This is a genomic window from Streptomyces sp. AC512_CC834 (assembly GCF_019049325.1).
Taxonomy (GTDB): Bacteria; Actinomycetota; Actinomycetes; order Streptomycetales; family Streptomycetaceae; genus Streptomyces.
Map to the genome: position 1 here is coordinate 4,681 of NZ_JAGMUO010000060.1, position 14,332 is coordinate 19,012.

Annotated in this window: 12 protein-coding genes; 7 read left to right on the plus strand and 5 right to left on the minus strand. The window is 72.4% G+C overall.

Annotated features, from left to right (window positions below):
• Window positions 1–27 precede the first annotated feature (27 nt).
• The 3 genes from KUM40_RS20845 to KUM40_RS20855 all read right to left on the minus strand — a co-directional run bounded on the left by KUM40_RS20845 (window position 28) and on the right by KUM40_RS20855 (window position 1,501).
• Window positions 28–255 carry a DUF3107 domain-containing protein gene (locus KUM40_RS20845; protein WP_217167536.1) on the minus strand — a complete coding sequence of 76 codons (228 nt, stop codon included), beginning with the start codon at window positions 253–255 and terminating at the stop codon, window positions 28–30.
• Window positions 256–422: 167 nt separating this feature from the next.
• Window positions 423–1,064 (minus strand): TetR/AcrR family transcriptional regulator, encoded by a 642-nt coding sequence (locus KUM40_RS20850; RefSeq protein WP_217167537.1) that lies wholly within the window; start codon window positions 1,062–1,064, stop codon window positions 423–425.
• 215 nt (window positions 1,065–1,279) lie between these two features.
• Window positions 1,280–1,501 carry a hypothetical protein gene (locus tag KUM40_RS20855; protein WP_217167538.1) on the minus strand — a complete coding sequence of 74 codons (222 nt, stop codon included), beginning with the start codon at window positions 1,499–1,501 and terminating at the stop codon, window positions 1,280–1,282.
• Window positions 1,502–1,731: 230 nt separating this feature from the next.
• Between KUM40_RS20855 and KUM40_RS20860 the strand changes: the two genes are divergently transcribed.
• The 7 genes from KUM40_RS20860 to moeZ all read left to right on the plus strand — a co-directional run bounded on the left by KUM40_RS20860 (window position 1,732) and on the right by moeZ (window position 10,945).
• Window positions 1,732–2,754, plus strand: a complete 1,023-nt coding sequence (locus KUM40_RS20860) for an alpha/beta fold hydrolase (RefSeq protein ID WP_217167539.1) — start codon at window positions 1,732–1,734, stop codon at window positions 2,752–2,754.
• Window positions 2,755–2,762: 8 nt separating this feature from the next.
• Window positions 2,763–4,481 carry a DUF3152 domain-containing protein gene (locus KUM40_RS20865; protein ID WP_217167540.1) on the plus strand — a complete coding sequence of 573 codons (1,719 nt, stop codon included), beginning with the start codon at window positions 2,763–2,765 and terminating at the stop codon, window positions 4,479–4,481.
• Between the two features lie 235 nt (window positions 4,482–4,716).
• Window positions 4,717–6,489 (plus strand): DUF3492 domain-containing protein, encoded by a 1,773-nt coding sequence (locus KUM40_RS20870; protein ID WP_217167541.1) that lies wholly within the window; start codon window positions 4,717–4,719, stop codon window positions 6,487–6,489.
• Entirely contained in the window at window positions 6,486–7,796 is a 1,311-nt protein-coding gene (locus tag KUM40_RS20875) for a hypothetical protein (protein WP_217167542.1), read from the plus strand. The genes KUM40_RS20870 and KUM40_RS20875 overlap by 4 nt, the downstream gene beginning before the upstream one ends.
• Window positions 7,797–7,907: 111 nt before the next feature.
• Window positions 7,908–8,969, plus strand: coding sequence for an NAD-dependent epimerase/dehydratase family protein (locus KUM40_RS20880; RefSeq protein ID WP_217167543.1), 1,062 nt, complete (start codon window positions 7,908–7,910; stop codon window positions 8,967–8,969).
• Window positions 8,957–9,703 carry a spherulation-specific family 4 protein gene (locus tag KUM40_RS20885; RefSeq protein WP_217167544.1) on the plus strand — a complete coding sequence of 249 codons (747 nt, stop codon included), beginning with the start codon at window positions 8,957–8,959 and terminating at the stop codon, window positions 9,701–9,703. Before KUM40_RS20880 ends, KUM40_RS20885 begins: the two co-directional genes overlap by 13 nt.
• A gap of 63 nt (window positions 9,704–9,766) precedes the next feature.
• Entirely contained in the window at window positions 9,767–10,945 is a 1,179-nt protein-coding gene (moeZ, locus tag KUM40_RS20890; protein ID WP_217167545.1) for an adenylyltransferase/sulfurtransferase MoeZ, read from the plus strand.
• A gap of 71 nt (window positions 10,946–11,016) precedes the next feature.
• Here moeZ and KUM40_RS20895 read toward each other — a convergent pair whose 3' ends face one another.
• On the minus strand, window positions 11,017–12,558 hold the full coding sequence (locus KUM40_RS20895) for an alpha/beta hydrolase (protein WP_217167669.1): 1,542 nt from the start codon (window positions 12,556–12,558) through the stop codon (window positions 11,017–11,019).
• Window positions 12,559–12,711: 153 nt separating this feature from the next.
• Complete coding sequence (locus KUM40_RS20900; RefSeq protein ID WP_217167546.1) at window positions 12,712–14,265, minus strand: alpha/beta hydrolase; 1,554 nt, start codon at window positions 14,263–14,265, stop codon at window positions 12,712–12,714.
• Window positions 14,266–14,332: the final 67 nt, after the last annotated feature.

Below are 14,332 nucleotides of genomic sequence, written 5' to 3' on the forward strand. Positions count from 1 at the left end.
TCTTCGTCCGTCGTCCCGCGTCCGCCGCTACAGCGCGCCGAAGCCCACCTTGCGCGGGGCCGGCTCACCGATCTCGACGTAGGCGAGACGGTCGGCCGGCACCAGGACCTTGCGGCCGTGTTCGTCCACCAGGCTCAGAAGCTGCGTCTTGCCGGCCAGTGCCTCGCCCACCACGCGCTCGACCTCCTCGGCGCTCTGACCGCTCTCCAGAACGATCTCGCGGGGCGCGTGCTGCACGCCGATCTTGACCTCCACGGCTATGTCCCTCCGACGGTCAGTAAGTGCGCGATCTTCCGCGCCGTACCCAGCACACATTAGCCCGGTGAGGGGACGTACACGCTCCGTCGGAGAACGCCAGGAGCGAACAGACGGCGGGAACAGACGGCGGGAACAGGCGGAGGGAACAGACGGAGGGAACAGGCTCAGTGCTGGTCGGTGCCGTGCAGCGGGAAGCCGGCGATGCCACGCCAGGCCAGCGACGTCAGCAACTGGACCGCCTGGTCGCGCGGCACGCTGCGGTCGCTGTGCAGCCAGGAACGGGCCACCACCTGGGCGAGGCCGCCCAGACCCGAGGCCAGCAGCATCGACTCGGCGCGCGAGAGACCGGTGTCCTCCGCGATGACCTCGCAGATCGCCTCGGCGCACTCGTTCGTCACCTTGTCCACGCGCTCGCGCACGGCGGGCTCGTTGGTCAGGTCCGACTCGAAGACCAGCCGGAAGGCGCCGCCGTCGTCCTCGACGTACGCGAAGTACGCGTCCATCGTCGCCCGGACGCGCTGCTTGTTGTCGGTCGTCGACGCGAGGGCGCTGCGTACGGACTGGATCAGTGCCTCGCAGTGCTGGTCCAGCAGGGCGAGATAGAGATCGAGCTTGCCCGGGAAGTGCTGGTAGAGCACCGGCTTGCTGACACCGGCGCGCTCGGCGATGTCGTCCATCGCGGCCGCGTGGTAGCCCTGGGCGACGAACACTTCCTGTGCGGCGCCCAGCAGTTGGTTGCGTCGGGCTCGGCGGGGAAGGCGTGTGCCCCGCGGGCGTACCGCCTCTGTCTGCTCGATGGCTGTCACGCCGCCTCCCATAGTCGTCCTCGTGCGGTGTGCGCCGCGTCGCCATCGTACTTTTCGGTAACCGTGGTGTGTGCGCTGCGAGCGCAGAATTTCACGGACCGGACGGTGGCGAAAGCCGCACAACAGGTTTCAAAAGGGTTCAGGCCGGGCAAAGATCGGCCTCCCTTCCGCCGGGTGCGGCCTCTGTGCCGCCTCGTGGCGCCGCGGTTCAGCGTTCAGCGGTAGTCGTCCTCGTCCTGGGAGACGACCCGGGCCTGTTCGGCCAGGTCGGCCTCGTTGGCGCGGTCCTGCTCGGCGTCGGTCAGCGGTTCGTCGCGCTCCTGTCCGGTGTCCGTCCGCTGCTCGTCCGTGTCGGCGTCGGGTGCCTCGACGTCACGCTCCTCCGGATCCGGTGTCTCGTCGTCGAAGGTCTCGGGGTCGGTCGGGTCGACAGTCATGCTGGGCTCCCTTCCTACGAACGTCCCTGGCGTGCAGGGGCCACACGCGGGTGCCCACCTCACGAGCCTAGGAGACACCTGGTCCGGACGCCATGCGCCGCTCACGCCCGGTCCTCGTACCGGCGTACTCGGGGTGCTCGGGCATCCGTACCCGGCCGACGCGCCGCCGCAGCCGTATCTGTGACGGCGAACACATGAGCCAGTGCGTGATCGTCTCGTAACATTGCCGCATGCCTTCGATCGATCCGCCGTCCGTGCCGCCCGCCAACGTGCTGCCGAAGGTCGCGGCCGTCAAGGTCGCGGACGGCGAGCGGCTCCGGTCGGTCCACCTCGCCGGCATCACCCTGACGGTGCGCTCGAGACACCCGGTCCGCGAGGGCCTGCCCCCCGCCCTCTACGTGCACGGCCTCGGCGGCTCCTCGCAGAACTGGTCCGCGCTGATGCCCCTGCTGGACGGCGTCGTCCAGAGCGAGGCCGTCGACCTGCCGGGCTTCGGCGACTCCCCGCCACCGGACGACGGCGACTACTCGATCACGGGCCACGCGCGCGCGGTCGTCCGTTATCTGGACGCGGCCGGGCGGGGTCCCGTGCACCTCTTCGCGAACTCGCTGGGCGGCGCCGTTGTCACCCGCGTCGCCGCGGTGCGGCCCGACCTGGTGCGGACGCTGACCCTCGTGTCGCCCGCGCTGCCGGAGATCCGCGTGCAGCGCAGCGCCGTGCCGACGGCGCTGCTGGCGCTGCCGGGGGTGGTGTCGCTCTTCACCCGGATCACCCGGGAGTGGACCGCGGAGCAGCGGGTCCGCGGTGTGACGGCGCTGTGCTACGGCGACCCGGGGCGGGTGTCGCCGGAAGGCTTCCGCAACGCCGTGGAGGAGATGGAGCGGCGGCTGCGGCTGCCGTACTTCTGGGACGCGATGGCGCGTTCCACCCGCGGACTCGTCAACGCGTACACGGTGGGCGGCCAGTACGGACTGTGGCGACAGGCCGAGCGGGTTCTCGCACCCACGCTCCTGGTCTACGGTGGACGGGACCAACTCGTCGGCTACCGCATGGCCCAGCGGGCTGCCCGCGCCTTCCGTGACTCCCGGCTGCTGACCCTGCCGGACGCGGGACACGTGGCGATGATGGAATATCCGGAGACCGTAGCCACGGCGTTCCGCGAACTCCTCGCGGACACCGGGGAGTCGGCGGTCGGCGAGCGGACCGACGGGATCGTCGACGACGAGCCCGCCAACCAGACCACAGGAGGCTGAGGCGCGACGTGGGACGCCACAGCCGCCGCGGACCCGCCCCCAAGGCCGACGCCGGGGACACCGCCGCAACACGCGAGAACCGGCCCGGGCGGCCGGACCGCGGCCGTACTGCCGGGCCCCCGCAGCAGGGACAGCAGGGGCAGCGGGTGCCGCAGGCGGGCGACATGCCCGGCGGGGCGCCTCGCGGCGCACCGACACCGGGCGAGGCCCGCGACAGCCGCCAGGGATACGCGCGTCCGGGCCCCGGTCCTGGCCCGGGCGGACCGGGCGGCCCGGGCGGCCCGGGCGCACGATTCCCGGACGGGACGCCGGCGCACGGATTCCCCGGCGTCGCGGACGGTACGCCCGGCACGCCGGCGCGGGGGTTTCCGCGGATGGCGGACGGTACGCCCGCGCAGGGTGTCCCGAGGTTTCCCGACGGCACCCCGGCGCACGGTGTGCCGCGGGTTCGGGGCGGTCATCCCGAGCAGCGTGAACCCGGCGGTGGCTGGGGCGAGGTGAGCGGGCGGGGCGGTGCCGGACACGATGCCGTGGCGGGCCCGCCCAACGGCGCTCCCGCACCCTTCGCGCCGTTCGGGCCGTCCGGGCCTTCTGCGCCGCCGGGACCTTCCGGGCCTTCCGGGCCCCTCGGGCCTCCCGGTCGGTCCGCGAGGCCCGGCGTGCCCTTCCCGAGGCAGCGGCAGGCGCCCCCGGGAGGGCCGCGCCAGGAGTACCTGGACGCCTTCGGTCACGACGACGACGTCTTCGCGGCCCGCCCCGCGCGTCGCGCCCCCGGTCCCGCCCAGCCCGCCGACCCGTATGCCTCCGTCACCGACTGGAGTGCCGGCGACGGGGGCGCGGTCGGGGGCGGCGGCACCCTCGCCGACGGCGACGCGGACCCCGACGACGCGCCGCCCACGGGTGAACCCGCGCCGGTCAAGGGTGCCAAGGGCCGTGCCTTCACCGGCATCGCCGCGGCCGCCGTCACCACCGTGCTGGCCGTCGTCGTGGCCGGTCAGGTCGCCGACGGGGCGGACGGGGACGACGTGCGCTCGCAGTCCGCCACCGATCAGGCGCGGGACGCCCACGACTCCGCGTCACGGGCGGAAGGACGGCCGACGCCGTCCGCGACCGGGGCCGCGGCGCCGCTGACGTACCAGCAGAAGATGGGCAAGACCTACCCGCTCAGCACCACGCTCAAGGGCTCCGGGAAGTTCGAGGCGATCCCGGGCATCGCCAAGGCGCCAGGGAAGGGACAGAAGTACACCTACCGCGTGGACGTGGAGCAGGGGCTCGACCTCGACGGAGAACTCTTCGCCGAGGCCGTGCAGAAGACGCTCAACGACGACCGGAGCTGGGCCCACAACGGCGCCCGCACCTTCGAGCGCATCGAGACCGGGCAGCCCGACTTCGTGATCACACTGGCCAGCCCCGGCACCACCGCCGAGTGGTGCGCCAAGTCCGGCCTGGACACCACCGAGGACCATGTGTCCTGCGACTCGGCCGCCACCGAACGCGTGATGATCAATGGCTACCGGTGGGCGCAGGGCGCCAAGCCGTACGGCGACGCGATCTACGCGTACCGGCAGATGCTGATCAACCACGAGGTCGGCCACCGCATCGGCTTCAACCACGTCACGTGCGACAAGGACGGCGAACTCGCGCCCGTCATGCAGCAGCAGACGAAGTTCGTGGACCACGACGGAATCGACTGCCGCCCCAACCCCTGGGCGTACCCGAACGGTTGACCGGCCAGGCCAGGCCGGGCCGGGCCAGGTCTGGCCCACGCGTCACTCGTGGTGACTTCTTGATCTCTTAGCGCGACCGAACGCGCCCCGCACGGGAAAGTTACGACCGTTCACCCCTTTTGGTGGTGCGATGGACAACCGTCCATCGCACCACCTCCTTGTCCGCATACGTTCGTCCCGCTGCGAGCCGCCGGGCCAACGGCGGCTCCCCAAACGGGAGATCGGGGGTGCGCGCGTGCGCATCGGACTGCTTACGGAGGGTGGCTATCCGTATGTGAGCGGTGAGGCCGGGCTCTGGTGCGACCGGCTCGTGCGCGGGTTGGAGCAGCACGAGTTCGACGTCTACGCGCTCAGTCGCAGTGAGCGCCAGGAGGCCGACGGATGGGTGCCGCTGCCGCCGCAGGTCGGCCGGGTACGCACCGCCTCGCTGTGGGAAGCCGTGGACGACGGGATCGTCCACGGCCGGCGCGCCCGCCGGCGCTTCGCCGAGTGTTACGGCGAGCTTGCCGCGGCCCTGTGGACCACCGTCCCCGGAGATCCCTCCGGAGATCCCTCCGGGGTCCCGGAGGGGGAGGCGACAGGGGAGCAGGCAGGAGAGTCGCCCCTTGAGGCGGACCGTTTCGCCAGTGCGCTGTACGGCCTCGCCGAACTCGCCCGAGACGAGGGCGGGCTGCCCGCCGCACTCCGTTCGGAGACCGCCGTACGCGCCCTGGAACGCGCCTGTCGCGCGCCCGGCGCCCACCGCTCCGCGCGCGAGGCGCGCGTCCCCGACCTGCTCACGGTCGCCGCGCGCCTCGAACGCGCCCTGCGCCCCCTGTCGCTGGACTGGTACGAGGACGACGACCTCGGCGCCGTGGACCTGTGCCACGCGGCCTCCGGCGGCACGGCCGCCCTGCCGGGCCTGCTCGCCCGGCACTTCTGCGACGTGCCCCTGCTGGTCACCGAGTACGGCGTGCGGCTGCGGACGCACTACCTCACGGAACCGGACTCCCCGCCCGCGATACGGTCCCTGCTCGCCGCCTTCCACGGCCGGCTGGCCGCCGAGACCTACCGGCGCGCGACCGTGATCACGCCCGGCAACACGCACGCCCGCCGCTGGCAGGAGCGCTGTGGGGCCGACCGGGCCAAGCTGCGCACGGTCCACCCGGGCATGGACGCGGCCCCCTTCGCGGAGGCGGGGGAGTCGCCTGAGTGCGCCGACCCGCAGACCCTCGTCTGGGTCGGCCGTGTCGAGCCGGCCAAGGACCTGGTCTCGCTGCTGCACGCCTTCGCGGAGATCCGCAGGGCGGAGCCCGGCGCACGGCTCAGGATCGTCGGCGCCCCCTGCGGCCCCGAGGGTGCGGCGTACCTCGCCCACTGCAAGGGCCTGGCCGCACAGTTGTTCCCCGACGAGGCCGACGGTCCGCACGCCGTCGGCCGCAACCCGGTGTCCTTCGAGGAGACCGGCGGACCCGAACTGCCGTCCCGCGCCGACGCGTACGCCTCGGGTGCCCTGGTGGTGCTCTCCAGCGTCGTCGAGGGATTCCCGGCGGGGCTCGTCGAGGCCATGTTCTGCGGCCGCGCGACGGTGTCCACGGACGTCGGCGCCGTGGTGGAGGCCATCGGCGGCACCGGACTCGTCGTGCCCCCGCGCAATCCGCGGGCGCTCGCCGAGGCGTGCGTCGCGCTGTTGCGCGACCCCGAGCGCCGTGAACGCCTGGGCGCCGCCGCACGCGCCCGCGCACTGGAGCTGTTCACCGTCGAGCAGAACATCACGGCATTTCACGGCATTTACCTGGAGATCCTCTCGCGCACACCGGTCCGCCGCGTCGCTCTCGACGACGCCGGCGAACCCCTGCCCTTCTCCGTACCCGCCGAGGCACACGTCCCGGGCCGCTGGAGCGACCCGGCGGCGCGGGTGGCGGCCAGGGGCGGTCCCGGCGCGGCCCGGAGCGGTCCCGGCTGGGCGACGGACGCCCCCGTCCGGGCCACGACCCCGGTTTCGGCGACCGAGGGAGCGGCCCGATGAGCGGCCTCGGCGAACTGGACCGGCCCGAGACACCCCGCAGCCCGGGCGCCTGGGACGAACGCTCACGCGAGTCCCTGACCGACGCGGCACTCGACGCGGCACTCGGCGCGCCACTCGACGTGGCACCCGACGCGGTACTCGACGCGGCCGAGTCCACCGGGCCACGTCCGCCACGTCCGGACGAGAACCGGCGCCCGGCCCGCGAGAGCAGGCAGGCGCCGCCCGCCGCGCGCCGCGCCGCCGCGGACCCCGTCAAGGGATTGCTGCACCGGCACCGCGAACTGTGCGAACGCGCGGTGGACCCGCTGGAGATCGCGGCGGGCCTCGAGGCGCACGGCGTCACCGACCGGACCGCCGCACGCTTCCGCCACCGGGACGTCTTCGCCCTCGCGGAAGAGATGTACGCCCGTGTCCCGCGCGACGGCGACACCCCTGCGCGCCCCGCCGACCCGCCGGCACCCCGGCCACGTACCGCCTGGATCGTCGTCGCCCTGCTGCCCGGCGTGCTGTGCGCCGCCACCGTGGCCGGACTGCGTCTCACCGACGGCCGGCCGCGGCTGATCGCGGCCGTCGTCGGGGTGCTCGCGGTGACCCTGGCCCTGGGCGCCACACTGCGCCGAGGACCGCTGAGCGCCGCGACGCGCACCACCAGTACCTGGACCTGCTGGCTCGTCGGCTACGCCCTCCTCGGCGACGGACTCCTGCGCACCGCCGTCGGCGGCGGCCCCGACGGGCTGCCCGACGGCACCGCCGACGGTCCGTGGCCCGTCACCGTCGCCCCCGTCCTGGCCCTCGCGCTGTCCTGCGCGCCCGCGGCGGTGTGCGCCCACCTCTTCGCCGTGCGCGCCCGCCGCAAACTGACGTCCAGCCGGGGCCTGGCCGACTTCTCCGCCTCCGTACGGCCTCTGCTGCTCGGCATGTTCGCCCTGTACATGGGTGCCCTCGGGGCCCTGCTCGCGCTGACCGGCGCCGTGCTCGGCGAGCCTGCCGCGCCTGCCCAGGCCCTCACTCTGGGCGCCCTGCTCATGCTCGCCCGGCTGCTGACCGTGCACGGTCACATCCACGCCACCACGCTCGTCCTCACCGCCACGGCCACCGCCGAGGCGGCAGCCCTGGCCACGCTCTTCGCCGGCCGCCTCCCCGGTTGCGGCTTCCTGGCCGCCCCCGTGGAGGCCCTGGTCGACGTCTGTGGCCCGGCCGGTGTCCCGACGGTCGCCTGCGGCCTCGGTGCTCTGACCCTCCTGGTCCACGCGTGCCGCCGCCTGACCAGGGCCTCGGCCCACGCGTCGCCGGAGCGTCCGCGGTGAGCGCGCGCACGGACAGCGCCTCACACGTCCTCATCACCCTCGCATCACCCTTTGAAGGAGCCCCCAGATGACCACCTCCCGACCCGACGCCTCGGCACCGGGAGCCGCCCGATGAGAGTCCTGCTGATCGGAGCCAACGGCTACATCGGCCGATTCGTCGCCGACCGCCTGCTCGCCGACCCCGCCGTCCAGCTCACCGCGCTCGGCCGCGGTGACGACGCCGACGTCCGCTTCGACCTCGCCACCGGGAGCCCCGGCGCCCTCACCCGCTTCCTCGACGCGGTCCATCCCGGTGTGGTCGTCAACTGCGCGGGCACCACCCGGGGCGGTGCCCGCGAACTCACCCGGCACAACACCGTCGCCGTCGCCACCGTCTGCGAGGCTCTGCGCCGCAGCGGCTGCGGCGCCCGTCTGGTGCAGGTCGGCTGCAGCGCGGAGTACGGTCCCAGCCAGCCCGGCTCCTCGACCGCGGAGGACGCCGTCCCCCGCCCCGGCGGCCCCTACGGCGTCAGCAAGCTCGCCGCGACCGAACTCGTCCTCGGCTCCGGCCTGGACGCCGTCGTCCTCCGCGTCTTCTCGCCCGCCGGCCCCGGCACGCCCGCCGGCTCCCCACTGGGCCGGCTCGCCGAGGCCATGCGCCGTGCGATGCAGTCCGGCGACGGTGAACTGCGGCTCGGTGGCCTCGGCGCCCAGCGCGACTTCATCGACGTCCGCGACGTCGCCCGCGCCGTGCACGCCGCCTCGCTCTCCGCCGCACAGGGCGTCATCAACATCGGCTCCGGCCGAGCCGTCCGCCTGCGCGACGCCGCCGCCACCCTGGCCCGGGTCGCCGGCTACGGCGGCGCCCTGCACGAACTCGACGGACCGCCCGGCGCACTGCGGCCGACCATCGGCCACCCCCGCACCGAATCCGTCGGCCACCGCGTCGACGGCCTCGGTCACCACCGCGCCGACGGCCTCGGCCACCACCGCCCGGAACCCCTCGGACACCGCGGCGAACGCACCGACGGCGAGCAGGCCGCCCCGGCCGCGCACCCCTCCTACCCGGACGGCTGCGGCAACTGGCAGCAGGCCGATGTGCGCACCGCACGCGACCGGCTCGGCTGGCGGCCGAGGATCGCCCTCGAGGAGTCCCTCGCCGACATCTGGATGGAGGCGGCATGCCGTATCTGACCAGTACCAGAGCGGGCACCGCGAGCACCGGCGTCCGCACCGGCCTCGGTGTCCCGGGGCTGGCCCACCCCCTCGTCGCCCCCGACGAGTGGGCCGGCCTCACCCGCCCCGGCACCCCGCTGCACTGGGTCGTCCTCAACATCGCCGACGGTCCCGGCGCCCATCCCGACCCGCGCTGCCTGGAGGCCGCCGGCCGTCTGCGCAACGCGGGCGTCCGCGTCCTCGGCCATCTCGACGCCGCGTACGGAGCCCGCGGCCTCGGGCAGCAGATCTCCGACGCACACCGGTATCTCGACTGGTACCAGGCCGACGGCTTCCTCCTCGACCGCTGCCCGTCCGAACGGGCCGCCCTCCCCGAGGTCCGCCGCACGGTCACCGCCCTGCGGACGATCCGTGACGATGCCCACATCGTCCTCGGCCACGGCACCCACCCCCACCCCGGCTACGCCGAGAACGCCGACCAACTCGTCACCTTCTCCGGCACCTGGGCCGACTACCGCTGGTCCCAGGCGGCCGAGTGGAGTGCGGACCATCCGCCCGAGCGCTTCTGCCACTTCGTCCACGGCGTCCCCCGCGGGCACCTGGAAGAGGCGCTGCGCATCGCCCGTTGGCAGGGAGCCGCGACGATCTACTTCACCGACCGCACGGACCACGGCCGGGCCGACCCCTGGGAGACGATGCCCGGCTACTGGGACGAAATCGTCTCGCGAGTCGGGACAGGTGTCTCGGAATGAAAAAGGCCGTGGCAGTGTTACCGGGAGAACAACCGTAATTACTGACCGACCAACGGAGTCCCCGTGTCGCTGCCACCCCTGGTCGAGCCGGCCGCCGAGCTCACCGTAGACGAGGTCCGCAGGTACTCCCGCCACCTGATCATCCCCGATGTGGGGATGGACGGGCAGAAGCGGCTGAAGAACGCCAAGGTGCTCGCCGTGGGAGCGGGCGGCCTCGGTTCGCCGACCCTGATGTACCTGGCGGCAGCCGGTGTCGGCACGCTCGGCATCATCGAGTTCGACGAGGTCGACGAGTCCAACCTGCAGCGTCAGGTCATCCACAGCCAGGCCGACATCGGCCGCCCCAAGGCCGAGTCCGCCCGCGACACCATCCAGGGCATCAACCCGTACGTGGACGTGATCCTTCACCAGGAGCGGCTCGAGGCCGACAACGTGATGGACATCTTCAGCCAGTACGACCTGATCGTCGACGGCACGGACAACTTCGCGACCCGTTACCTGGTCAACGACGCCTGCGTGCTGCTGAACAAGCCCTACGTCTGGGGTTCGATCTACCGCTTCGACGGCCAGGCATCCGTCTTCTGGTCCGAGCACGGTCCCTGCTACCGCTGCCTCTACCCGGAGCCCCCGCCCCCCGGCATGGTCCCCTCCTGCGCCGAGGGCGGTGTGCTGGGCGTGCTGTGCGCGTCCATCGGTTCCATCCAGACCAACGAGGCCATCAAGCTTCTCCAGGGCATCGGCGAGCCGCTGGTCGGCCGCCTGATGATCTACGACGCCCTGGAGATGACGTACCGCCAGGTCAAGGTCCGCAAGGACCCCGACTGCGCGGTCTGCGGCGAGAACCCGACCGTCACCGAGCTCATCGACTACGAGGCCTTCTGCGGCGTCGTGTCCGAGGAGGCCCAGGCGGCGGCCGCCGACTCCACGATCACTCCCAAGCAGCTCAAGGAGTGGCTCGACGACGGCGAGAACATCGAACTCATCGACGTGCGCGAGCCGAACGAGTTCGAGATCGTCGCCATCCCGGGCGCCAGGCTGATCCCCAAGAACGAGTTCCTCATGGGCTCCGCCCTGGAGAGCCTCCCGCAGGACAAGAAGATCGTCTTGAACTGCAAGACGGGTGTCCGCAGTGCGGAAGTCCTGGCGGTCCTCAAGTCCGCCGGCTTCTCGGACGCCGTCCACGTCGGCGGCGGCGTGATCGGTTGGGTCAACCAGATCGAGCCGGCCAAGCCCGTCTACTGACCGGACCCCGGACCGGTTTCCCCGGCGGCGGGGGTTTCGCGCACCGCAGGTGCCCGAAGCCCCCGCCGCCGTCATGAGCAGACCTTGCCGTCCTTCGGCACCGTCCCCTTCAGCAGGTAGGCGTCCACCGCGGAGTCGACACAGTCGCTCCCGCTCCCGTACGCGCCGTGTCCCTCGCCCTTCCAGGTCAGCACCACACCGACGTCCTTGCCCAGCTCGTCCGCCATCCTGCGGGCACCCTCGTAGGGCGTGGCCGGGTCGCCCGTGTTGCCGACCACCAGGATCGGAGCCGCGCCGGGCGCGCTCACCTCCGGGGTCTCGTACTGCCCGGCCACCGGCCAGTCGTGGCACCATCCGGCCGTGTCCCAGCCGAGGAAGGCGCCGAAGACGGGCGAGACCTTCTCGAACTTCGGCAGCAGCTTCCTCGTCTCCTCCAGGGTCGGCCGCTGCTTGTCGTCGAGGCACGATATGACCCGTTGCGAGTGGGTCGTCGTGCCGTAGTGCCCCGAGGCGTCGCGCTCGTTGTAGCCGTCGGCGAGGGCCAGCAGCTCCGATCCGTCGCCCTCCTCGGCCGCCGCCAGCGCACTGGTCAGGGCCGGCCAGCCGCTCTCGCTGTACAGCGGCAGCACGATCCCGGTGAGGGCGAGCGTCTGTGTCAGCTTCCGCTCCGGCGACGACGTCGGCAGCGGTTTCGAGTCCAGCCGGTCCAGCAGGTCGGTGATCTTCCGTGAACCCTGCTCGGGCTCCTGCCCGGTCGACTTCAGGTAGTCGTCCAGTGCCCGCTGGAAACCCCTGGCCTGGTTCTCGGCGTGGCCCATGGTGTCGGCGGCCGGGTCCACGACGGCGTCGAGGATCACGCGCCCCACGTGCTTGGGGAACAGGTGGGCGTAGACGCCGCCGAGTTCGGTGCCGTAGGAGATGCCGAAGTAGTGCAGCTTCGCGTCGCCCAGGACGTGCCGCATCAGGTCCATGTCGCGTGCGGTGTCCGTGGTCGAGACATGCTCCATGAGCTTGCCGGCGGCCTTCTCACAGCCCTTGCCGAAGTCGGCGGCGTCCTTCAGGTATGCCTGCTCCTCGGCCGGGGTGTCCGGCGTGGAGTCCACCGACTCGGCGTCCTCGATCGCCTCGTCGTCGCGGCAGCGGACGCCTTCGCTGGCGGCGACGCCGCGCGGGTCCCAGCTCACCAGGTCGTACCGCTCGTGCAGCGAGGAGACGGTGTCGGCGTAGGACGGCATCATGGAGACGCCGGAGCCGCCGGGGCCACCGAAGTTGAACAGCAGGGAGCCGATGCGCTCGTCCCCGGTCGCCCCGGCCCGGATCAGCGCGAGATCTATCGTCTCGCCGTCCGGATCGGACCAGTTCAGCGGCGCCTTGAGCGTGGCGCACCGCCAGTCGCCGTCCGGCGCGGGGGCATCGGCGGTGCCCTTGCAGCGGCCCCAGTCCAGCGTCTGCGACGCCAGCGACTTGGGCACCCCCGACGGTGCCGCGGCCGACGGCCTTGCGCTGCTCCTGCCCCCGTCGTCCTTGTCGCCGCCGGACGAGCCGCTGCTGCAGCCCGCCGTCAGCAGTGCGGCGGCGGCCGTCAGAGCCGTCCACCGGACGAGACGCACCATGTCCTGCGCCATGTCCTCTCCCCCCTGGCAAGCCGTCCGCGCCGTGCGGCGGATGGCGGTCATGCCATGGTAGGCGGATCCATCAGCGCCCGCTGACCCCTGTGGATAACTCTCTGACCTGCCAATTTGTTCAATCTGCGGCGCTGTCGACGATCAGGAGCAGACGGTCCCGGCCGCCGGTTCCCTGCCGTCCAGCAGGTAGCCGTGCACCGCGTCCTGCACACACTTGTTCTTGCTGTCGTAGGCACCGTGCCCCTGGCCCTTGTAGGTCAGTTCCACGCCGACGCCCTTGCCCAGCGCGTCCGCCATCCTCCCGGCGCCCTCGTAGGGCGTCGCGGGGTCGCCGGTGTTGCCGATCACCAGGATCGGCGGCGCACCGGGCGCGCTGACGTCCGGATGGTCGGCGGCGCCGGCGACCGGCCAGTCGGTGCAGCTCAGCATGGACCAGGCGAGGTAGTCCCCGAACAGCGGGGAGGCCTCCCGGAACTCGGGCAGCTTGCGTTCCACGTAAGCGGGGTCGTACCGCGGCTTGTCGTCGGCGCAGTTGATGGCGACGTTGGCCGCGGTGATGTTGCTGTACTCGCCGTCCTCGTTGCGCCCGTTCAACGCGTCCGACAGCACCATGAGGACCCGCCCGTCGCCGTCGTACGCCTGCTCGAGGCCTTCGGTGAGGTACTCCCAGAAGTCCTTCGAGTACAGGGACTGCGCGATGCCGCCGGTCGCGGCGGTCTCGGTGAGTTCGCGGGGGAAGACGCCGGGGATCGGTTTGCGGTCGAGGTCTTTCAACAGCCGTGCGATGCGTGCTTTGACATCCTCGGCCGTGTCCCCGATGGGGCAGTCCTCGACCTTCGACACACAGTCCTCGGCGAAGTTGTCGAGCGCCAGTTGGAAGCCCTCGGCCTGGCCGAGGGAACCCTGTTCCGCGGTCTGCGTCGGGTCGACGACCGCGTCGAAGACGGCACGGCCCACGTGCTCGGGGAACAGGTGGGCGTAGACGCCGCCGAGTTCGGTGCCGTAGGAGATGCCGAAGTAGTGCAGCTTCGCGTCGCCCAGGACCTGGCGCATCAGGTCCATGTCGCGGGCCGCGTCGGTGGTGCGCACGTGCGGCAGGATCTTCTTCGAGTGCTTCTCGCAGGCCGCGTTGAACTTCTCCGTGTTGTCCAGCAGCTCGGTGCGCTCGGCCTGGTCGTCGGGGGTGGCGTCCTGCTGGAAGTAGGTGTCGAGCTGTTTGTCGTCCAGGCACTCCACGGGGGCGCTGCGGCCGACGCCGCGCGGGTCGAAGCTGACCAGGTCGTAGCGGGTGCGCAGCTTCGCGTAGTCCTGACCGAACGCGGGCAGTGTCGTGACGCCCGATCCGCCCGGCCCGCCGAAGTTGAAGACGAGCGAGCCGATTCGCCGGTCCGCCGCGCCGCTGGCCTCGGCCCGGATCAGCGCGAGGTCGATCGTGTCGCCCTTGGGGTCGTCCCAGTCGAGCGGCACCTTCATCGTGGCGCACTGCCACTCGTCGCCGTCGGGCAACGGGGAGGGGGCGCCGCCGCCGCCCTCGGCCTCGGACGCTGCCGGGCAGTCCTTCCAGCCGAGCTTCTGGTCCCTCAGGTCCTCGTCGTCGTCCTCCTGCGATCCCCCGCCGCAGCCCGCCAGCAGGACGGACAGCGTGACGGCGGTGGCGGTCAGGGCGGCGGCGTGCAGCCGGGAGGGATTCGGCATGCCTCCATCGTGCGGTCGCGCCGGACGGTGCGCCCGGGGCGGAGGCCGTACGAGGTACGGTGCGCCG

What these genes read in the sequence shown, in the direction of transcription:
- KUM40_RS20855 (WP_217167538.1), bottom strand. Translation starts at nt 1,501, where the DNA reads ATGACTGTCGACCCGACCGACCCCGAGACCTTCGACGACGAGACACCG.
- KUM40_RS20860 (WP_217167539.1), top strand. Translation starts at nt 1,732, where the DNA reads ATGCCTTCGATCGATCCGCCGTCCGTGCCGCCCGCCAACGTGCTGCCG.
- KUM40_RS20875 (WP_217167542.1), top strand. Translation starts at nt 6,486, where the DNA reads ATGAGCGGCCTCGGCGAACTGGACCGGCCCGAGACACCCCGCAGCCCG.
- KUM40_RS20880 (WP_217167543.1), top strand. Translation starts at nt 7,908, where the DNA reads ATGAGAGTCCTGCTGATCGGAGCCAACGGCTACATCGGCCGATTCGTC.
- KUM40_RS20885 (WP_217167544.1), top strand. Translation starts at nt 8,957, where the DNA reads ATGCCGTATCTGACCAGTACCAGAGCGGGCACCGCGAGCACCGGCGTC.
- KUM40_RS20895 (WP_217167669.1), bottom strand. Translation starts at nt 12,558, where the DNA reads ATGGTGCGTCTCGTCCGGTGGACGGCTCTGACGGCCGCCGCCGCACTG.
- KUM40_RS20900 (WP_217167546.1), bottom strand. Translation starts at nt 14,265, where the DNA reads ATGCCGAATCCCTCCCGGCTGCACGCCGCCGCCCTGACCGCCACCGCC.